Origin of the sequence: Halosimplex litoreum, assembly GCF_016065055.1 — an archaeon.
Classification (GTDB): Archaea; Halobacteriota; Halobacteria; order Halobacteriales; family Haloarculaceae; genus Halosimplex; species Halosimplex litoreum.
This window is the reverse complement of the sequence record NZ_CP065856.1, coordinates 2,830,261-2,849,017: the sequence shown is the minus strand read 5'-3', so window position 1 is coordinate 2,849,017 and position 18,757 is coordinate 2,830,261. Positions and strand designations below refer to the sequence as shown.

At 68.4% G+C, this 18,757-nt stretch carries 20 protein-coding genes; 13 read left to right on the top strand and 7 right to left on the bottom strand.

Annotation, left to right across the window (positions count from 1 at the left end):
- The first annotated feature begins 88 nt into the window (after window positions 1-88).
- From ileS to I7X12_RS14105, 5 genes are all read left to right on the top strand, one after another.
- The gene (gene ileS, locus I7X12_RS14125) at window positions 89-3,352 is read left to right on the top strand and encodes an isoleucine--tRNA ligase (protein WP_198060704.1); all 3,264 of its coding nucleotides are present in this window, start codon (window positions 89-91) and stop codon (window positions 3,350-3,352) included.
- 155 nt (window positions 3,353-3,507) lie between these two features.
- Window positions 3,508-3,738, top strand: coding sequence for a DUF5915 domain-containing protein (locus tag I7X12_RS14120; RefSeq protein WP_198060703.1), 231 nt, complete (start codon window positions 3,508-3,510; stop codon window positions 3,736-3,738).
- An 87-nt stretch (window positions 3,739-3,825) separates the two neighbouring features.
- On the top strand, window positions 3,826-4,242 hold the full coding sequence (locus tag I7X12_RS14115; protein WP_198060702.1) for a hypothetical protein: 417 nt from the start codon (window positions 3,826-3,828) through the stop codon (window positions 4,240-4,242).
- 139 nt (window positions 4,243-4,381) lie between these two features.
- Entirely contained in the window at window positions 4,382-5,626 is a 1,245-nt protein-coding gene (locus I7X12_RS14110; RefSeq protein ID WP_198060701.1) for an MFS transporter, read from the top strand.
- A gap of 556 nt (window positions 5,627-6,182) precedes the next feature.
- Window positions 6,183-6,467, top strand: a complete 285-nt coding sequence (locus I7X12_RS14105; protein ID WP_198060700.1) for a hypothetical protein — start codon at window positions 6,183-6,185, stop codon at window positions 6,465-6,467.
- Window positions 6,468-6,491: 24 nt separating this feature from the next.
- Here the strand turns inward: I7X12_RS14105 and rimI are convergent, their stop codons facing one another.
- The 4 genes from rimI to I7X12_RS14085 all read right to left on the bottom strand — a co-directional run bounded on the left by rimI (window position 6,492) and on the right by I7X12_RS14085 (window position 9,967).
- The gene (rimI, locus tag I7X12_RS14100; RefSeq protein WP_198060699.1) at window positions 6,492-7,010 is read right to left on the bottom strand and encodes a ribosomal protein S18-alanine N-acetyltransferase; all 519 of its coding nucleotides are present in this window, start codon (window positions 7,008-7,010) and stop codon (window positions 6,492-6,494) included.
- Between the two features lie 260 nt (window positions 7,011-7,270).
- On the bottom strand, window positions 7,271-7,612 hold the full coding sequence (locus I7X12_RS14095) for a DUF5615 family PIN-like protein (protein ID WP_198060698.1): 342 nt from the start codon (window positions 7,610-7,612) through the stop codon (window positions 7,271-7,273).
- Complete coding sequence (locus tag I7X12_RS14090) at window positions 7,612-7,893, bottom strand: DUF433 domain-containing protein (protein ID WP_198060697.1); 282 nt, start codon at window positions 7,891-7,893, stop codon at window positions 7,612-7,614. The genes I7X12_RS14095 and I7X12_RS14090 overlap by 1 nt, the downstream gene beginning before the upstream one ends.
- A gap of 97 nt (window positions 7,894-7,990) precedes the next feature.
- Window positions 7,991-9,967 carry an aconitate hydratase gene (locus tag I7X12_RS14085; RefSeq protein WP_198060696.1) on the bottom strand — a complete coding sequence of 659 codons (1,977 nt, stop codon included), beginning with the start codon at window positions 9,965-9,967 and terminating at the stop codon, window positions 7,991-7,993.
- A gap of 249 nt (window positions 9,968-10,216) precedes the next feature.
- On the opposite strand from I7X12_RS14085, the gene I7X12_RS14080 reads away from it, so the two are divergent.
- From I7X12_RS14080 to I7X12_RS14065, 4 genes are all read left to right on the top strand, one after another.
- Entirely contained in the window at window positions 10,217-10,705 is a 489-nt protein-coding gene (locus I7X12_RS14080) for a deoxyuridine 5'-triphosphate nucleotidohydrolase (protein WP_198060695.1), read from the top strand.
- Between the two features lie 484 nt (window positions 10,706-11,189).
- Complete coding sequence (locus tag I7X12_RS14075) at window positions 11,190-11,474, top strand: HalOD1 output domain-containing protein (RefSeq protein WP_198060694.1); 285 nt, start codon at window positions 11,190-11,192, stop codon at window positions 11,472-11,474.
- 108 nt (window positions 11,475-11,582) lie between these two features.
- Complete coding sequence (locus I7X12_RS14070; RefSeq protein ID WP_198060693.1) at window positions 11,583-11,969, top strand: methylglyoxal synthase; 387 nt, start codon at window positions 11,583-11,585, stop codon at window positions 11,967-11,969.
- A 277-nt stretch (window positions 11,970-12,246) separates the two neighbouring features.
- Window positions 12,247-13,203, top strand: a complete 957-nt coding sequence (locus I7X12_RS14065) for an aminopeptidase (protein WP_198060692.1) — start codon at window positions 12,247-12,249, stop codon at window positions 13,201-13,203.
- A gap of 6 nt (window positions 13,204-13,209) precedes the next feature.
- Here the strand turns inward: I7X12_RS14065 and I7X12_RS14060 are convergent, their stop codons facing one another.
- Window positions 13,210-14,211: a CPBP family intramembrane glutamic endopeptidase gene (locus I7X12_RS14060; RefSeq protein WP_198060691.1), complete on the bottom strand. Its 1,002-nt coding sequence runs from the start codon at window positions 14,209-14,211 to the stop codon at window positions 13,210-13,212.
- Window positions 14,212-14,376: 165 nt separating this feature from the next.
- Here I7X12_RS14060 and I7X12_RS14055 point away from each other — a divergent pair, with 165 nt between their 5' ends.
- On the top strand, window positions 14,377-15,030 hold the full coding sequence (locus I7X12_RS14055; protein ID WP_198060690.1) for an HVO_0476 family zinc finger protein: 654 nt from the start codon (window positions 14,377-14,379) through the stop codon (window positions 15,028-15,030).
- Window positions 15,031-15,187: 157 nt separating this feature from the next.
- The gene (locus I7X12_RS14050; RefSeq protein ID WP_198060689.1) at window positions 15,188-15,934 is read left to right on the top strand and encodes a protein-L-isoaspartate O-methyltransferase family protein; all 747 of its coding nucleotides are present in this window, start codon (window positions 15,188-15,190) and stop codon (window positions 15,932-15,934) included.
- A 15-nt stretch (window positions 15,935-15,949) separates the two neighbouring features.
- On the opposite strand, the gene I7X12_RS14045 is transcribed toward I7X12_RS14050, so the two are convergent.
- Window positions 15,950-16,399 carry a DUF7382 domain-containing protein gene (locus I7X12_RS14045; RefSeq protein WP_198060688.1) on the bottom strand — a complete coding sequence of 150 codons (450 nt, stop codon included), beginning with the start codon at window positions 16,397-16,399 and terminating at the stop codon, window positions 15,950-15,952.
- A 153-nt stretch (window positions 16,400-16,552) separates the two neighbouring features.
- Here I7X12_RS14045 and I7X12_RS14040 point away from each other — a divergent pair, with 153 nt between their 5' ends.
- Window positions 16,553-16,978: a fluoride efflux transporter FluC gene (locus I7X12_RS14040; RefSeq protein WP_198060687.1), complete on the top strand. Its 426-nt coding sequence runs from the start codon at window positions 16,553-16,555 to the stop codon at window positions 16,976-16,978.
- Window positions 16,966-17,322, top strand: coding sequence for a fluoride efflux transporter CrcB (gene crcB, locus I7X12_RS14035; protein WP_198060686.1), 357 nt, complete (start codon window positions 16,966-16,968; stop codon window positions 17,320-17,322). The genes I7X12_RS14040 and crcB overlap by 13 nt, the downstream gene beginning before the upstream one ends.
- 21 nt (window positions 17,323-17,343) lie before the next feature.
- On the opposite strand, the gene I7X12_RS14030 is transcribed toward crcB, so the two are convergent.
- Entirely contained in the window at window positions 17,344-18,654 is a 1,311-nt protein-coding gene (locus I7X12_RS14030; protein ID WP_198060685.1) for an outer membrane protein assembly factor BamB family protein, read from the bottom strand.
- Window positions 18,655-18,757: the final 103 nt, after the last annotated feature.

Sequence of the window (18,757 nt, the reverse complement as noted above, 5' to 3'; positions counted from 1 at the left end):
CGCTCGGGATCGGCGTTCGACGTGTCCCGCCGGTCTCGGTGGTCACGTAATCGAAGTTTCCAAGAGCGTCGGGCGGGTCCGTCAACGTATGAGCACGGACGACGCCGACGGAGCGGGCGCCGCGGACCGGGACGAACGGTTCGCGGACGTGCCCGACCAGTACGACCCCGACGCGGTCGAGGACCGGGTGTTCGACTACTGGGACGCCGTCGACGCCTACGAGCAGACCGTACAGCACCGCGCCGACGGAGAGGATTACTTCTTCGTCGACGGCCCGCCCTACACCTCCGGGTCGGCCCACATGGGCACCACCTGGAACAAGACCCTGAAGGACTGCTACATCCGCTATCTCCGCATGCAGGGGTACGACGTGACCGACCGGCCGGGCTACGACATGCACGGCCTGCCCATCGAGACCCGCGTCGAGGAACGGCTGGACTTCGAGAACAAGAAGGACATCCAGGAGTTCGGCGAGGACGCCTTCATCGAGGAGTGCAAGGCCTACGCCGACGAACAGCTCGAAGGCCTCCAGAGCGACTTCCAGTCCTTTGGCGTCTGGATGGACTGGGACGACCCCTACAAGACGGTCGAACCCGAGTACATGGAGGCGGCGTGGTGGGGCTTCGAGAAGGCCCACCAGCGTGGCCTCGTCGAGCAGGGCCAGCGCTCGATCTCCCAGTGTCCCCGCTGTGAGACCGCCATCGCGAACAACGAGGTCGAGTACGAGGACGTCGAGGACCCCTCGATCTACGTGAAATTCGACCTGGAGGGGCGCGACGGCAGCCTCGTCATCTGGACGACGACGCCGTGGACCATCCCCGCCAACACCTTCGTCGCCGTCGACGGCGAGGGCGAGTACGTCGCTGTCGACGCTGAACGCGACGGCGAGACCGAACGGCTCTACGTCGCCGCCCCGAAGGTCGAGAGCGTCCTCTCGACGGGCCGCTACGACGACTACGAGGTCGTCGAGGAGCTGACCGGCGAGGACCTGGTCGGCTGGAGCTACGAGCACCCGCTCCGAGAGGAGGTTCCCGAGGCGCCCGACGGCGAGAGCGCGCTGGAAGTGTACACCGCCGACTACGTCGACACCGAGGGCGACGGCACCGGGCTCGTCCACTCCGCGCCGGGCCACGGTGAGGAGGACTTCGACCGCGGTACCGAACTGGGACTCGACATCTTCTGTCCGGTCGGCGCAGACGGCGTCTACGGCGAGGACGCGGGCGAATACGCCGGCGAGTTCGTCAAGGAGGCCGACCGCGACATCATCGACGACCTCGACGCCGCGGGCGCGCTGCTCGCCGAGGAGGTCACCACCCACAGCTACGGTCACTGCTGGCGCTGTGACACGGGGATCGTCCAGATCGTCACCGACCAGTGGTTCATCACGATCACGGACATCAAGGACGAACTCCTCGAAAACATCGAGGACAGCGAGTGGCACCCCCAGTGGGCCCGCGACAACCGCTTCCGGGACTTCGTCGAGGACGCGCCCGACTGGAACGTCTCCCGCCAGCGTTACTGGGGGATCCCGATCCCGATCTGGATTCCCGAAGACTGGGACGGATCGATGGAGAACGCCGTCGTCGTCGGCGACCGCGCGGAACTCGCCGACCGCGTCGACCAGGAGATCGACCCCGAAGCCGTCGACCTCCACAAGGACACCGTCGACGACCTCACCATCACCGAGGACGGGACGACCTACGAGCGCGTCCCGGACGTGTTCGACGTGTGGCTGGATTCGTCGGTCGCGACGTGGGGCACGCTGAACTACCCCGAAGACGACAGCCGCTTCGACGACCTGTGGCCCGCCGACCTCATCATGGAGGCCCACGACCAGACCCGCGGATGGTTCTGGTCCCAGCTGGGCATGTCCACGGCCGCGACCGGCGAGATCCCGTACAAGCAGGTGCTGATGCACGGCTACGCCAACATGCCCGACGGCCGCGGCATGTCCAAGTCCAAGGGCATCCTCGTCGACCCCCACGAGGTCATCGACGAGTACGGCGTCGACCCGATGCGCCTCTTCTTGCTCTCGGTGACCGCCCAGGGCGAGGACATGAACTTCTCGTGGGACGAGACCCAGGAGATGCAGCGCCGCCTGAACATCCTCTGGAACGTCGCGCGGTTCCCGCTGCCGTACATGCGCGCCGACGACTTCGATCCCGACGCCGTCTCGCTGGACGACGTGGCCGACGACCTCGAGCTCGTCGACGAGTGGGTCCTCTCGCGGCTCCAGACCGTGAAGGCGGAGATGACCGACGCGATGGACGACTTCGAGAACGACCGCGCCGCCAACACGCTGATCGACTTCGTCGTCGAGGACGTCTCCCGGTTCTACATCCAGGTCGTCCGCGAGCGCATGTGGGACGAGGCCGACTCGCCGAGCAAGCGCGCGGCCTACGCGACCCTCTACACGGTGCTCGAAGAGGTTGCCGCCCTCTTTGCCCCGTTCACGCCGTTCGTCGCCGAGGAAGTCTACGGCTCGCTCACCGGCGACGCCGGCCATCCGACGGTCCACATGTGCGACTGGCCCGAGCCCGAGGACCGCTGGCGGAACGCGAGCCTCGAAAGCGACATCGAGGTCGTCCGCGCCGTCGAAGAGGCGGGCTCGAACGCCCGCCAGCAGGCCGAGCGCAAGCTGCGCTGGCCGGTCGAGCGCGTCGTCGTCGACGTGGACCCGACCGGCGACGAGGCCGACGCGACCGATATCGCCGGCACGGTGAAGCTCCGCGCCGACGTCCTGGCCGACCGGCTCAACGCCCGCAACATCGAAGTCGTGGGGCCCGACGGCGAGTGGGGCGAACTCACCTACTCCGCCGAGGCCGACATGAGCCTGCTCGGCCCCGCCTTCGGCGACGACGCCGGTCGCGTCATGGGCGCGCTCAACGACGCCCGCGTCGCCGAGCCGACCGTCGAGGCGCTCGAATCGGCCGTCGCCGACGCGCTCGACGAGTCCGTCGACCTCGACGCGGAGATGGTCGAGTTCGTCCGCCACACCCCCGACGGCGTCGCCGGGTCCGAGTTCGCCGCGCTCGACAGCGAGGGCGTCGTCTACGTCGACACCACCCTCACCGAGGACATCGAGAGCGAGGGCTACGCCCGCGAGGTCGTCCGCCGCGTCCAGGAGATGCGCAAGGAACTGGAGCTGGACATGGAGGAATCGATCCGCCTGGAGTACGAGGTGCGCGACGACCGCGTGGCCGATCTGGTGGCCGACCACGCCGACCTGATCGCCGACGAGGTCCGCGCCGAAGAGGTCGGTGCGGTGTCGGACGGCCACCGCAAGACCTGGGAGGTCGAGGGGATCGACGTCGAGATCGCGATCGCATCGGTCGCAGAGGTGCAGGCGTAGGGCACTCTACCGGACGCGAGCGGTGCGAGGTGCGACCACCGGGAGCACATCGATAGCGAGCGTCCGGCCTTTTTCCCCAAGTTTTTGCGAGGAGTGGTTCCCGCAGCGACCCGAAGGGTCGCGAGGAAACCCGACGAGGAAAAAGTGGTTGCCAGATGCGCAAGGAACTGGAGCTGGACATGGAGGAATCGATCCGCCTGGAGTACGAGGTCCGCGACGAGCGCGTGGCCGATCTGGTGGCCGACCACGCCGACCTGATCGCCGACGAGGTCCGCGCCGAAGAGGTCGGTGCGGTGTCGGACGGCCACCGCAAGACCTGGGAGGTCGAAGGGATCGAGGTCGAGATCGCGATCGGCTCGCTAGCGACTGCCGAAGCGTCGGACTGACCGGATCGCGCCCGACGTTCCGTTCTCCATCCCCACTCGTGTGGGTTAGTCGTCACGTTGATGCGATCCCCGTCCGAAGTCGTCGCCGTGAACGCCGACCGTATCCAGTTCTGGGGCGCCGTCGTGATGACAGTCTGTACGGCGCTGCTCGTCGGTCTCGCCGGTTGGGCGCTCGTCGCGACCGACCCGACGGGACTCGAACGCGGCGCCTACGTCGGCCTCGGCGCTGCGAACGCCGTCGCGGCGGTCGCGAGCGGGCTCGTGGTTCGCCAGCGAGTGGCCAGCCACGGTGACGTCGACGAGACCATCGCACGCACCGGGTGCATCGCCTGTCTCGCGAGCGGGACGTTCCTGCCCACCGCCGCGACCGTCGACGAACCCGACTGGCGGCTCCTGCTCTTCGGACTCGGGCTCGTGACGTGCGTGACGGGCGCCGCGATTGCCGCAGTCGCACCGCGGTCGGTCCGCGTCCGACTCGGTCTCGATGCGGGCTGGCCGAACTGACTCGTCGGCCGGGTGAGGCCGGTGCCGAGTCGACGAGCGCGCCCGTCGGCCGCCGGTCCCGCAACTCACCGGCCACGGATCGAAGCGAATTCTTCGACTATCGCAACCGCTTTTAACACGAATCGCAACCGCTCGGACAGTGACAGACACCGGAAAGCAGTTGCGCGCGCTCTACTTCACGCGCTTCGCGAGTTCGTTCGGGCTCATCACGCTGCTGACGCTGCTCTCGGAGTTCATCGAAGTGCTCGGTGCGGAGGGGGTTATCCTGGGACTGTTCGCGACCGGGCTCACCTTCGCACAGGCGGTCGGAATCGTCCCCATCTCGTGGGCGGCGGACCGATACGACAAACGGACGATCCTGCTCGGCGGGCTCGGGATGTCGGTGTTCGTCTACCTCGGGTTCGCGTTCGTCGGCACGAGCTGGCAGTTCATCGCCGTCCGTGCCGTCCAGGGCATCGCCGCCACCGCGGCGGGACTGATCGCGCTGGCGCTCGTCGGCGACCTCGCGCGGGAGTCCGAGCGGGCGACGACCATCGGAACGTCGAACTCCTGGCGGTTCGCGGCGGCCATCGGCGGTACTTTCTCCGCCGGGATCCTCTACGATAGCTTCGGCTTCGACGCCGTCTTCACGCTGTTGATGCTCATGGCCGCCGCGGCGTTCGTCGTCGTCTGGCTCTGGGTCGAGCCCGACGACACCCGGATCCACGGCTTCCCCTTCACCGATCTGGCCCTCAACAAGCGCATCCTCACGATGACGAGCTTTCGCGCGCAGTACGCCGTCGCGGTGACGCTCGTCCGGACGTGGGTCCCCATCTACGCGGGGTTGGAGGCCGCCCGCGGCGGCCTCGGCTTCGAGGCCGCGACCGCGATCTCGGTCGTCATCGCCGCCGAGAAGTTCACCAACATGCTCTGTCAGCCCTACACCGGCGGCCTCTCCGACCGCTTCGGCCGCGCCCGGTTCGTCTTCATCGGCGGGCTGTTCTACGGCACCGTCGCCGTCGTCGTCCCGTTCACCCCCGCCGTCGGCGAGGCGCTCGCACTCCCCACCACCTTCCCGTTCCTGGGGACGCTCTCGGCGGCGTTCATCCCGCTCGTCGCGCTGAACGCCCTGCTCGGCGTCGCCGACTCCATCCGCGAGCCCGCGAGCATGGCGCTGTTCGCCGACGAGGGCAAGGGCCAGGGCGTCGCCTCCAGTTTCGGCGTCCGCGACCTCGTCTGGCGGCCCGGCTCCGTCCTCGCGCCGCTGGCCGGCGGCTGGATGACGAGCAACGTCGGCATCGATTACGTGTTCTTCCTCGGCGGCGCCTTCGCCTTCACCGGGGTGTTCGCGTTTCTGGGGATCCTCTCGTACACGCACGGTCGCGACGCGCTCGCTGCGTGGTGATCTGTGTGAATCGATAGTCTCGCTGGTTCCGCTACCGCGACCGCCGACCGGACCGCGACTGCCGACTAAACCGGAACCGCGGACAGCGTGAAAGCCCCCGCCGTCTCGACTCCCGGGCCTCGTTGCGCTCCTCGGGCGCCGTCCTCGCTCACTTCGCTCGCGAGGCCTCTGCCCTGTGGTGCTTACGTCGGCCGGGTTCGTCGAGACGGCGGCCCCTTTCATTCCCGCCCGCATAGACTGTCCGACCAGCCGACACGGGTGGGAATGAAAGGGGCCGCGTGCTCCGGGAAGCACGACGACGCAAGCACTGCAACGAGCGGAGCGAGTGAAGCGCGCAGCGAGGCGCGCGACCGGAGCACGCGGGGGCTTTCACGCTGTTCGCGGTTCCGATCACGAGCGCGGTCGCGGTAGCGGCGACTGTTCGAGCGGTTTTCACGCCGTCCGCGGTTCAGACGGGTGTCGCGGTCGCGGATTCGCCGTCGTCCGCGTTCACTTTGACGACTGCTCCAACCCATCGACCGCAACGTACACGGCGGACCCCGACCACTGACGACGCATGTCACCGACGGTCCACGCGCTGCGCAACGAGATCCGCGTCTCGGTCGGCCGCTTCGAGCGCGAGGTGTCGAGTTCGTTCACCAAGGAAGCGCTCTCGGCGATCTGTGACGCCGTCGGCGCCGATATCGACACGGACGGTCGCCCGTCGAAGCCGGAGATGCGAACGGCGATCCGATCGGCCGTCGACGGACTCGACGGCAGTTCGGAGGACAGTGGCGATAGCTTCAGAAAGGGGGATCTGCAGGCGATCGCGGAGGCGCTCAGGGACGACGACGGAGAGTAGGACCGCCCCGGCGGTCGCAGTCGCTCAGAACTCCTGGACCATCACGAGGGCGTCCTCGCCGTTGGAGTAGTAGCGGGGGAGCCGGCCGTGGTGCTCGAAACCGAACCCGCGATACAGCCGCTTTGCCGTCTCGTTCGACTCCCGGACTTCGAGTTTCACCGACGCGACGTTCTCGGTCGCGAGGACGGTCAGCGCCTGCTGGAGCAGGCGGCGGCCGACCCCCTGGCCGCGACACGCCTCGGCGACGGCGATGTCCTTGATGTGACCCAGGGATTCACCGTGGTTGGGGACCACGTCGGCGACGACGTAACCGACGACGCGGCCGTCGTCGCCGACCGTGGCCGTCTCGCGGGAGTCCGCGTCGTCGCGGACCTGCGCGACCAGGAAGCCCGGCTCGTCGAGGAAGCGCTCGAACGCCGAGAAGGGCCACGGCTGGGGGAACGCCTCCTGTTCGATGTGGAAGACGGCGAGCAGGTCCGCGCGCTCGGCCTCCCGAACGCGTACGCCCGAACCCGACTCCTCCTCGGTTGGGACGGTCGTCACTGTCGCGGGGTATGTGGTGGGCCTACAAATGCTTACTGCCGGCGCGCGAATCCCCGACGGAGACGGCGACGACGCGAACGGGCGCGACCGGCACCGGCTCGGCCGATCCATCATCAAAAACCACACGACACCTCGACGACCGGAAAATTCTTAACGGCGACCCACCGAGCACGGAACGCACCCGTTTCGGGTGCCACCCCACCCTCCCCACCCCACCCACTCTCTTTCCGTTTCCGTGGTTCGACCGGCAGTTCAGACCGTCAGAGCCAGTTCCAACTCACGTACTCCAGCGTCACGTCCGACTGGTCGAGATACTCGGCCATCTCGTGGACGGCGTCGCCGACTTCGCTGCTCGAAAGCGTCTGATCGCGCTGGAAGAGAACACCTGGGATCCGGTCGAGATCGATCGCAGTGAAGAAATCGTCGTCCTGGGTCAGCACGAGGCGGTTCGTCTCACTGGCGTACGTCGCGATATCGTCGTCTGTCGCTCCCAGGCCCAGCTCCGGCACATCACCGATCCACTCGACGTCGTGGCCGAGTTTTCGGAGATATCGGATCGCGGCCTTCTCGACGTTTTCGTCGGCGAGCAGGCGATACGTCATCAGTCGCGAACGTCGTCCGGGTTCGTCGTCAGGTGTCGGTGGTCCTCGACGGCTGCCTCGCGCTCGCGCTCTACCGTTCGCATCTCCGCCGGGTTGTCGTGGTAATACGTGAGCGCCCTGTACACGTCCGCCACGTCGAGGTCGTGGCGGTCCGCGACTGTCCGTGGGTCGAGTCCGCGATCCTCGACCTGCGTCTTGACGAACCGGACTGTCGTCCGTCGCCCTTCGAGATGGGGCTCGTCGTGGAGTTCGCGGACGATACGCCTCGCGACTTGGCTCATACGCTCACTTGCTCGTCACCGTACTTGAACCTCAGGCTCACCGTTGCGGACGCTGACCGGACAGCCCGCGAAAAAATCCGAAGGTGCGTCGAGACGATCAGTCGTCGGCGTGGGCCGCGCCGTCGCCGGACTCGTACTGCTGTTTGACGTGGGTCAGCTTGCCGCCGTCGGCGAGGATCTCCCGTTCGCGTTCGGAGGCGTCGAGGTTGGCGGTCGCCTCCCAGTCGTCGTCGACGCGGATGGTGATCTCCTCGGCGCCGGAGCGGACGGCCTCGGCGACGTCGTCGACGATCTCGACGGAGTCGCCCTGGTCGATGTCCTCGTAGGTGTCCTCGTCGATCGTCAGTGGGACGATGCCGAAGTTGAAGAGGTTCGCCTTGTGGATGCGGGCGAAGCTCTGTGCGAGGACGGCGTCGATGCCGAGGTACATCGGGCACAGGGCCGCGTGCTCGCGCGAGGAACCCTGGCCGTAGTTCTCACCGGCGAGCAGGAGGCCGCCGTCGGCCTCCAGGGCGCGCTCGGGGAACGTGTCGTCCACGCGGGTGAGCGTGAACTCCGACAGTTTCGGGATGTTCGACCGGTACATCAGCACGTCCGCGTTTGCGGGGCTGATGTGGTCGGTCGTGATGTTGTCGGGCATCTTCAGCAGCACGTCGCCCGAAAGATCGGCCGGGAGCGGGTCCTTCAGCGGCACGTCGCCGATGTTGGGGCCCTTGATGAGCTCGTCGTCGACGGCCTCGTCGGGCGCGATGAGGTCGGAGTTGCTCACGCCGACGTAGTTGTCGCCGAGTTCGAAGCCCGGGTCCTCCAGGTCGCCCATCTCGTCGGCCAACTCGCGCGGGTCGACGATCTCGCCTTTGAGCGCCGCGGCGGTCGCGACCTCGGGCGAGCAGAGGTAGACGGAGTCGTCCTCGATGCCGGAGCGACCCTCGAAGTTGCGGTTGAAGGTGCGCAGCGAGACCGAATCGGAGGCGGGCACGTGACCGTTGCCGATACACGCGCCGCAGGTCGCCTCGGAGAAGTTGACGCCGGCGGCCATCATCTCCGCGGTCCAGCCCTCGCGGGCGAGCATCTCGGAGGCCTGCTTGGAGCCGGGCGCGACGATCATCTCGGTCGTCTTGTTGATCTCGCGACCCTCCAGCATCTTCGCGGCCGGGAGGATGTCCTCGTAGGCACCGTTCGTACAGGAGCCGATCATGACCTGGTCGACGTCGGTGCCGGCGACCTCGCTGACGGGCACGACGTTGTCGGGCATCGACGGCTCGGCGATGAGCGGTTCCAGATCCGACAGGTCGACGACGATCTCGTCGTGGTACTCGGCGTCCTCGTCGGGCGCGACCTCCTCGTAGTCCTCGCCGCGGCCGACCGCTTCGAGGTATTCTTCAGTGCGCTCGTCGGTCGGGAAGATCGAGGAGGTGGCACCGAGTTCGGTGCCCATGTTGGTGATGGTCGTCCGCTCGGGCACCGAGAGGCTCTCGACGCCGGGACCGGTGTACTCGAAGATCTTGCCGACGCCGCCCTTCACTGAGAGGCGACGGAGCAGCTCGAGGATGACGTCCTTGGCGGTGGCCCACTCGGGGAGCTCACCTTCGAGGCGGACGTTGACGACCTCCGGCATGTCGATGTAGTAGGCGCCCCCGCCCATCGCGACGGCGACGTCGAGGCCGCCGGCGCCGATGGCGAGTTCGCCCATGCCACCGGGCGTCGGCGTGTGGGAGTCCGAACCGAGCATCGTCTTGCCCGGCGCGGCGAAGTTCTCCTTGTGGACGTTGTGACAGATACCGTTGCCCGGCCGCGAGAAGTGCGCGCCGAACTTGCCCGCCGCCGACCGCAGGAAGCGGTGGTCGTCCGTGTTCTTGAAGTCGAACTGGTAGGTCTGGTGGTCGCAGTACTGCGCCGCGACTTCGGTCTGGACGTCGTCGAGTTCGAGCGCCTCGAACTGTAGCCAGACGAGCGTTCCGGTCGTGTCCTGGGTGAGGACCTGGTCGACCTCGATCCCGATCTCTTCGCCGGGCTCGAGTTCGCCCTCGACGAGGTGGTCGTCGAGGATCTTTTCGGTGAGTGTCTGTCCCATAACGTCCCACAATGGCACACGAGCGGATATAAAACCCGCGAGTCGACGCGAGTGTTGTCAGATGTCACGGCTTCGCCGTCCTGCGATTTCGACCATCGTCGTTCGCAGTCACGACTAACGTCGCCGTCAGGCGTTCGGCTTCGCTGAACGATGCTGGTCGCCTGTCGGTCGTGGGGGCCGTCTCTCGGCGCCCGTGGGCGGCCACAGCCGGAGCGAAACGGCTATGCGCGCGAGGGGTCCACGGCCGGTATGTTCAGGAGCGGGCGGTTCGTCGCCGACGCCCTCGGCGACGTGGACGACGAACAGGTGCAGCCAAACGGTGTCGACCTGCGACTCGGCGCCGTCTACGAGCAAGTCGACCCCGGTCGGGTCGGGACCGACGGCAAGACCGTCGGCGAACGCCGCGAACTCGACCCCGACGAAGGGGCGGACGATCCCGAGGCGACGGCGGTCTACCACCTGGACGCCGGGGGCTACGTCGTCGGCTACGCCGACACCGTCCGGATCCCGGAGGGCCACGTGGGCTTCCTCTACCCCCGGTCGTCGCTGCTGCGCAACTCCTGCATGCTCGATACCGCGGTCTGGGACGCCGGCTACGAGGGCCGTGGCGAGGGCTTGCTGGAGGTGTACCACCCCGTCGAACTCGAAGCCGGTGCCAGGATCGCGCAGCTCGTCCTCGCGGAGGCGAACCACGCCGCCACCTACGACGGCAGCTATCACCGCGAGGGCATCGAGTGACTCCGGTAGTCCTCGACGACACGGTTCGGGACGAAGCTACCTCTCGGACTGGACCCGCCCGCAGTCAGGCGCTTTCTGCGGCCACGGGCACGTCGACCGAGCTCGGCGGCGCCGCCCTTCATTTAAGAAAGCTTGTTCAACCAGGCCGAAAGGTTAATCGAAGGTGTAGAGAATGATACAAACGGTGTTGGGGGGGAGCTACCCGGAACGTGCCTCTGACATCCAACCTCCGGACGACGCCTCCAACACCGGTGTATCGGGGCGTTCCCCGATTTCTCTCGGACTCGTCGACTCGCCCGTAACCCGTTCGTCCGACGAGGTCGTGTAGTCCTCCGGATAGCGGCGAGTCCGCCGGCCGGGCCGTCGAAGACGCCCGCTTCGGCGGTGCCGTCGTCGCTCCGAGCCGGGGGACGGCCCGGAGCAGTTCTTTCAGAGCGTGAAACCGCGGTCGCAGTACTATATACCGTTCCGGAGACGTACGGGTATGCCAGCCAGCGAGGACCTGTACGTACTCGCCCCAGGGGAGGGCGAGAGCGAGAGCGACGGGTGGGTCAGTCCACGACCGATCGACGAGGCCGTGCGCGCGGCCGTCGCGGGCGCGACAGACATCGACCCGGACGAGATAGACGACGCCGAGTCGTACGTCGACCTCGACGAGATCGCGGCCGTGCTCGACGGCGACGGCGAGGGCGACTCGCTGACGTTCGCGGTCGAGGACCACGACGTCACCGTCGACGGCGGGGGCCACGTTACCGTCGACGCCGAGTGAGCCGCGAGCGGCGAGCCGACCGGCATCCGGAGCGACCGTGTCGATAGCGGCGCGACGAGTTCGAATCGCCGGGACAAGCCTAACCCGACGGGGCGCGAACTCGCCGGTATGACGCGCCTGGCGCTGATCGCCCACGACGACGAGAAGTCCGAGATGATCGACCTCGCCGAGACCTACGAGTCGCTGCTCTCGACGTTCGACCTGGTCGGGACCGGCACGACGGGCAAGCGAGTGGCCGAAGCCACGGGGTTGGCCGTCGAACGGAAGGAGTCGGGGCCGATCGGTGGCGACGCCCAGATCGCCGCCGAGGTCGCCGAGGACCGCCTCGACGGGATCATCTTCCTCCGGGACCCGCTGACTGCCCAGCCCCACGAACCGGACATCAGCGCCCTGTTGCGGATCTGCGACGTCCACGACACGCCGCTGGCGACGACCCGAACCACAGCGGAGTACCTCCTCGACGGACTGGCCGCCGACACGGAGACGATGGACTGAGAGCGAACGAGGTCGCGACCGGATGGGTTGGCCGCGACCGAGGACGGTACGGAAACCGGAACGGGAACCGAACAGAGCGGGGACGGGGCGAAGGTGGAGGGCCGACAGCGGGCAGGGGTGGGTTCGGAAGGCACTCCCTGCTACGCACCCCCTATATAAACCCCTTCGCGAGACTCAAACAGCCGTTGTACCTACCGACGCGGTCGGCGCGGACCCTCGCCCGACGGCGGTTCCCGCGAGGACAAGACCTAACAGCCGGCCGCGCTTCGAGTCGCGTATGAGCGATTCGTCGCTGCGAGCGCCGGCCGAGACCGCCGTGAAACAGTGCATGGACCTCGGATCCGGGGAGTCCTGCGCGGTGATCACCGACGACAAGCGACAGGCCATCGGCGAGGCGCTGTACGCCGTCGCGAGCGAGGTCACCGACGACGCCGTGATCGCCCGCTACCCGCCGGGCGACCAGCACGGTGAGGAGCCGCCCGAACCCGTCGCTGCCGCGATGGCCGGCGCCGACGTGGTGCTCGCACCGACCACGAAGAGTCTCACACACACCGAGGCGCGCACCGACGCCACCGAGGCCGGCGCCCGGGTCGCCACGCTCCCGGGGATCACCGACGGCGTCTTCCTGATGGGACTTGACGCCGACTACGAATCGATCGCCGCCGAGTCCGAGCGCCTGCTCGACCAGGTGGCCGGTGCCGAGGAAGTCCGTGTGACGACCGAGCTCGGCACGGACATCACCTTCGACCTGGGCGACCGAGCGTGGCAGCTCGACACCGGGATCGTCCACGACCCGGGCCAGATGTCGAACCTCCCGGCCGGCGAGATCTTCACGAGCCCAGAGGACGCAAACGGCCGGTTCGTCGTCGACGGGACGATGATGCCCCACGGCAAGCTCGACGAGGGACAGACCCTGGAGTTCGAGGTCGAAGACGGCTACGTGACCGACATCTCCGACGACGCCGTGCGGGCGGACGTGGAGGAAGCCGCCGAAGAGGTCGGCCGGGACGCCTACAACCTCGCCGAACTCGGGATCGGCTCGAACCTCGCCGTCGAAGACCTGGTCGGGTCCGTGCTGCTGGACGAGAAGGCCGCAGGGACCGTCCACATCGCCATCGGCGACGACCACGGCATCGGCGGCGACACGACGGCCCCGATCCACCTCGACGGGATCATCACGGGTCCCACCGTCTACGCGGACGGCGAGGCGATCGAACTGCCGAGCGCGGAGTGAGTCGGCTCAGACGTTCTCGGTCCCGTATTTCGCCCGTCCCGTCTCGCTGGGATAGAGCCAGTCGGTCCGAACGAAGAGGACGGCGGCGACGACGAGCCAGGGGACGACGCCGATCAGGCCCACGGGCGTCGGCCCGAAGACGGGGTTGGGGACGGCAGTGGCGAACAGCGTCGCGAGACCCGCGCTCCCGTTGATCATCGCGTGGCCGACGACCGCGGGGAAGACACTCCCGCTCCGAAGAGTGATCCAGCCGAGAAATATCCCCAGTCCCACGGTCGCGACGGTCATCGCGACCAGCCCGAGCCACGGCGCGGCGGTGTAGGCCAGGCCGTAGTTGTACCCCATCGCGATGACCGGCCAGTGCCAGACGCCCCAGACGACACCGTGGACGACCAGCGCCCGCCGCCAGCCCAGCGGCGCGAGTTTCGGCAGCAGGTAGGCTCGCCAGCCGAACTCCTCGCCGAAGGTGGCGACGCTGTTCAGAAGCGGCGCGGCCACGAGCGCCTGGACGATCTGCACCGCGAGAAACGCCGACGGTGAGAGGGGGATCTCCTGGCCAGTCTGGGCCTCCACCGTCGCGAGCAGGTCTACGACCGCGGCCATCCCGCCGAATCGCCCGGGGAAGACCAGAAAGTAGAGAGCCGCACCGGCGAGGATCAACACCAGCGGTCCGATCCACCCCAGAATCCACGGGAACGGACGCGTCCGCACGCGCAGCAACAGCTCGCCGCGGTCGAACCCCTCGTCGGTGAGCCACCGCGCCGCGACGTGGCCGACGGCGGGGCCCCACATGTACGGACCGGCGAGCAACACCAGCCACAGCGGGATCCCCAGCGCCAGCGTCGGCCCGGCGCCGATACCCCCCAGCGCGTAGATGACGCCGGCGGTCGCCCACGAGGCGCCGAACGTGACGCCGAGGAAGACGGCGATCCGACGTCGCTGCAACCGTTCCCCGTCCCCGAGTCCGCTCCCCCACTCGGTGCGCCGACGCTCCGTTCCGGTTTGCATATCGAATTCGTTCGGCGCGAGACATCGTGAATATTCGCCTCGTACCGGGATCGCAGTGGGCGAAGACGGTCCCTTCGTCGCCCGGTCCGACGAGGTGATTCGGCCTCGCGACACCTCGCGAAGCGACTCAGCGGACTTTTACGCGCTGGGGGGCAACGACGGGGTATGACCGAGTCCGCAGAACGGGTCGCCGTCGCCTGCCCGTCGTGTTCGCCCTCGCTGGAGACCGTTCACGAGGTGCTCACGACCGGCGGCGGCCACGCCACGATCCGCTGTACCGACTGTGGCCACACTCACAAGCAGCAGCTGGAATCGACCACCGAGTACGAGCGCGACGTGGTGGTCTCCCAGGACGGCGAATCGTTCACCGCCACCGCCGACGTACCCGAGGGCGAACGGCTCGCCGTCGGTGAGGAGTTCCTCCTCGACACGGAGGAAGCCATCGTGACCGCCCGGATCACCAGCCTCGAACTCGACGGCGAGCAGCGCGTCGAGGAGGCCAGCGCCGAGGACGTGCGGACCATCTGGACCCGTGCGGTCGGCAACGTGAGCGTCGACCTGACGCTACACCCAAAGGACGGCACCCACGACGAGACGGAGTCGTTGACCGTTCAGGTCCCCGGTGACTACGAGTTCGTCGTCGGCGAGACCGACGAACTCGGCGGCGAGGAGTTCACGATCGAGGGGATCCACATCCGCGACGACGCCGTCGGCTACGACTACGACAAGCTCGACTTCGACGGCGACGGCGCCATCGCCAAGGACATCAACCGGTTGTACGCTCGCGACGAATCCTCCTCGGCCTGGTCGGCGTGGTAGCGCGGACGTCGCGGCCGCCCGCCAGCGACTGATCGACCGCCTCGACGAACGCAGTCGGATCGACGACGACCACGTCCGTGAGACCGCCGTCACGCGGGCGCCCGGACGGAGCGGCCGGTCCGCGTGATTCATAACTGTCGAGACCCGACCTATCGGCATGGATCCCGCGGTACTGCGCGACGACATGGTCGACAGCCTCGAACACGAGAGCAAAGGCTGTCTCCGGAGCGAGGCCCTCTCCGTCGCGATGCGCGAGGTGCCCCGCGAGGCGTTCGTCGCCGAGGACCGCGGCGCCTACGCCGACCGACCGTTCGAGCGCCTCGGTACCCGCGTCCTCGCGCCGAGCACCGTCGCGCGACTCCTCGAAGCGCTCGAGGTGCGCGAGGGCGATTCGACCCTCGTCGTCGGCGCTGGCGTCGGGTACACCGCCGCGGTCGTCGCGGAACTCGCCGGCGCCGAACACGTCCACGCCATCGATATCACGCGCCGGTTGGTGATCGAAGCGAGGGGGAACCTCGCCGAAGCGGGCTACGGCGGCGTGCTCGTCGACCGCCGCGACGGCGCCGACGGGCTCCCCGAGTACGCGCCGTTCGACCGCATCCTGCTGGAGGCCGCGGCGGTCAGCCCGCCCGCGGCGCTGGTCGACCAGCTCGCCGAAGACGGCCGGCTGGTCATGCCCCACGGCGCCGGCGAGCAGCATATCGCCGTCGTCGAGGGCGGCGAGGTCACCGAACGGCTCGGCGGCGTCGCTTTCCAGCCGATGCTCGTCGAGGGCGAACAGGCCGACACGGTCGAGCGCAACCGCACCCGCCGCGAGGACCGCGAGTTCGCCCGCCGCAACGCCGAGGGCCGCACCGGCTGGGAACAGGAGTGGATCGACTGGGACGACGCCGTCCGGCGCTGAGCCTGTCCGGTGACCCTATGACCCTGCCACGACCAGTACCTCCGTGTTCCCGCGCTCGTCGGCGTACTGTCCGCCGGCGGGCGGCTTCACGTCGAACTGTATCGTCCCCTCGTCCTGATTCGGCCCGAGCGACGGCGAGAGCGACAGCGTCGCGGTCCCGTTGGCGTCCGTCCGCGCCGTCGTGACGGCGCCGAGCGTTGCCGTGCCGCCGGATGCGACGACGGTCGCGTTGGCGACGCGGTCGCCCTGCGGGCCGACCACTTCGACTTCGACGTCGGTGCTTGCCTCGTCGATCACTTCGGGCGTCGGCTTCACGTCGAGTTCGGTGACGCCCAGCGTCTGGATCCCCCCGAGCGTGTTCATCATCACGCTCAGACTGGCGACTCCGACGACCAGAGCGATGACGAGTCTGATAGGCAGTCCCTCGATGGCGCGTTCGTCTCCCGCGAGCGCTCGTGGCTGCATGGAGGGGGCTGGTCCCGTCTCCGGTCATAAACGCTCGTCCGAAAGTTTTCCACGGAGCGGGCGACGAGCTCCACGGTCAGCGGTCGACCGGGGGCGCGACCGCGCGCGTCGAAGGGAAACACACGTGTGGGAGCGGCGGGTGCGTTCGGGCGAATGGCCGACGATCACGCACTGGTCCGGCTGGAACCGCTCGCGCTCGTCGCCCTGGGCGGGTTCGCCGGCGCGGCACTGCGGTATGCGCTCGCGCTCACGTTACCCGGCGCGTTTCCGTGGGGGACGCTGGCCGCGAACGGCCTCGGGAGCTTCGCGCTCGGCGTCGTCCTGTACGAACGCCACTTCGCCGACGCCCTCAGCGCGGAGACGCGGCTGGTCGTCGGCACCGGTTTCCTCTCCTCGTTTACCACCTACAGCACGTTCGCCGTCGAGACGACCCAGCTGGCGGGGTCGACGGGCTCGACGGGGCTGGGCCTGGTCGGCTCGGTCGGGCCGACGCTGGCGGCGGCCAACGTCGTCGGCAACTACGCAGTGGGCCTCGTGGGCGTCCTCTGCGGTCGCTGGCTCGCGAGGTGGCTGTCGTGAACCCGGTGGTCCTCGTCGGCGTCGGCGGCGTCGCGGGCGCGCTCGCTCGGCACCTGCTCGGCGAGCGCATCGACGCCCGCACCGGCGACACGCTGGCGGTGAACGTCCTCGGCAGTTTCGCGCTCGGGGCGACCCTGGTGGCGCCGGTGGGGGACGCCGCGGTGCTCGCGCTCGGGACCGGCTTCTGCGGCGCGTTCACGACGTTCTCGACGTTCGCTTTCGAGACGGTGCGGCTGTTCGAGACGGGCGAACGCCGGCGAGCGCTGGGCAAGGCCGCCGTGAACCTGCTCGGCGCGCTCGCGGCCGTCTGGCTGGGGTCGACGCTCGCGGCGACGCTGTGGTGACCGGCTGAAATCGTCGGACGGTCACTCGCCGAGCGCGTAGAGCGTCCCGTCCTGACTACCGATGTAGACGCGGCCGCCGGCGACGACGGGCGCGGCCGCTTCGATGTTGTTGCTCGTAGCGAACGACCACTTCAGGTCGCCGGTCTCGGCAGTGACGGCGTAGACGCTGCCGTCGCGGGCGCCGACGTAGACGGTGCCGTCGGCGACGACCGGCGCAGCGGTGACGCCGCCGCTGGGTTCGGTGACTCGCCACAGCTCCCGGCCGTCGCCGACGTCGAAGGCGAACAGCGTCCCGCCGCGGGTACCGGCGAACACGCGCTGGGCGGTCACGGCTGGCGTCGCCGCGAACGCGTCTCTCCGGGAGATCTGCCAGCCGGTGCTGCCACGGACGTTGACCTGCGTCAGCCTGTTGTTCTCGCTGGTGACGAACAGGCGCCGGTCGCGGTGGGCGACGCCGTTGGCGCTGCCGCCGAGGTCTACCGTCCACTGGAGGTCCCCCGAATCGGAGACGGCGTAGAGTTCCTGGTCGGCACTCGTGGCGTAGACCGTGCCGTCGGCGTAGACGGGCGGGGCGGTGATCGAGCCGTAGGTGCTCTGGTTCCACTCCAGGCCGCCGTCGAGGGCGTCGAACTTGTAGATGGGGCTGCCGCTCGACCCGACGTAGACGCCCCGGTCGACGACGGCGGGCGCCGTGAAGTCCTCCGTCGACCCCAGGTCCCACTCCCAGAACACCGAGCCGTCGTCGGTGTTCAGCGCGTAGAACACGCCGTCGGTCGTCCCGAAGTAGGCGAACCCGCGGTCGATCGCCGCCGCGCTGGTGACCGGTGCGGCGACGTCTTTCGACCACTTCGTTTCGCCGGTCACGGGATTCAGCGCGTGGAACGACCCGTCGTCGTCGCCGGCGCCGCCCGCGCCGATATACAGCGTTCCGTCGGCCAGAACGGGCGTCGCGTTCACCGCGTCCTGGTCGAACTGCTTCGTCCAGTCGGCGGAGACTTCCTCCTGGGGGCCCGTCGCGTCGGGATGGTGTCCCCAGCGTTCGTCGTTTCGCATGAACGTCGGCCACGACGCGAACGACGACGCGTCCGGCGTCGCGGTCGCCGTCTGTTCCGCCGTATCGGTCGGCTCCGCCGTATCGGTCGGCTCCGCCGTATCGGTCGGCGTCGCCGAGGCGGTCGGCGTATCCGTCGGCGTATCCCTCGGCGTCGCTGTGCCCGCGTCCCCCGGTGTCGTCGTCGCGTCACCGTCGGATCCACACCCACTCAGTCCGACCGTCGACGCGCCCAGCACGGCCGCCAGGAACCGACGACGACTCGCCCGTTTCCGTGCCATAGCGGGTGTATCGGACAACTACGGCATATGTCCTTGGATCCGACCGATCGACGACACACGGTCACCGAGCCGCTCCGCCGGGCCGACCCGCGACGGCCCGATT

Excerpts from the sequence above, each read along its gene's own strand:
- I7X12_RS14105 (WP_198060700.1), top strand. The coding sequence starts at position 6,183 with ATGTCACCGACGGTCCACGCGCTGCGCAACGAGATCCGCGTCTCGGTC.
- I7X12_RS14050 (WP_198060689.1), top strand. The coding sequence starts at position 15,188 with ATGGATCCCGCGGTACTGCGCGACGACATGGTCGACAGCCTCGAACAC.
- I7X12_RS14075 (WP_198060694.1), top strand. The coding sequence starts at position 11,190 with ATGCCAGCCAGCGAGGACCTGTACGTACTCGCCCCAGGGGAGGGCGAG.
- I7X12_RS14060 (WP_198060691.1), bottom strand. The coding sequence starts at position 14,211 with ATGCAAACCGGAACGGAGCGTCGGCGCACCGAGTGGGGGAGCGGACTC.
- I7X12_RS14045 (WP_198060688.1), bottom strand. The coding sequence starts at position 16,399 with ATGCAGCCACGAGCGCTCGCGGGAGACGAACGCGCCATCGAGGGACTG.
- I7X12_RS14120 (WP_198060703.1), top strand. The coding sequence starts at position 3,508 with ATGCGCAAGGAACTGGAGCTGGACATGGAGGAATCGATCCGCCTGGAG.
- I7X12_RS14055 (WP_198060690.1), top strand. The coding sequence starts at position 14,377 with ATGACCGAGTCCGCAGAACGGGTCGCCGTCGCCTGCCCGTCGTGTTCG.
- I7X12_RS14085 (WP_198060696.1), bottom strand. The coding sequence starts at position 9,967 with ATGGGACAGACACTCACCGAAAAGATCCTCGACGACCACCTCGTCGAG.
- ileS (WP_198060704.1), top strand. The coding sequence starts at position 89 with ATGAGCACGGACGACGCCGACGGAGCGGGCGCCGCGGACCGGGACGAA.
- I7X12_RS14080 (WP_198060695.1), top strand. The coding sequence starts at position 10,217 with ATGTTCAGGAGCGGGCGGTTCGTCGCCGACGCCCTCGGCGACGTGGAC.
- I7X12_RS14040 (WP_198060687.1), top strand. The coding sequence starts at position 16,553 with ATGGCCGACGATCACGCACTGGTCCGGCTGGAACCGCTCGCGCTCGTC.
- I7X12_RS14070 (WP_198060693.1), top strand. The coding sequence starts at position 11,583 with ATGACGCGCCTGGCGCTGATCGCCCACGACGACGAGAAGTCCGAGATG.
- I7X12_RS14090 (WP_198060697.1), bottom strand. The coding sequence starts at position 7,893 with ATGAGCCAAGTCGCGAGGCGTATCGTCCGCGAACTCCACGACGAGCCC.
- I7X12_RS14065 (WP_198060692.1), top strand. The coding sequence starts at position 12,247 with ATGAGCGATTCGTCGCTGCGAGCGCCGGCCGAGACCGCCGTGAAACAG.
- I7X12_RS14030 (WP_198060685.1), bottom strand. The coding sequence starts at position 18,654 with ATGGCACGGAAACGGGCGAGTCGTCGTCGGTTCCTGGCGGCCGTGCTG.
- I7X12_RS14095 (WP_198060698.1), bottom strand. The coding sequence starts at position 7,612 with ATGACGTATCGCCTGCTCGCCGACGAAAACGTCGAGAAGGCCGCGATC.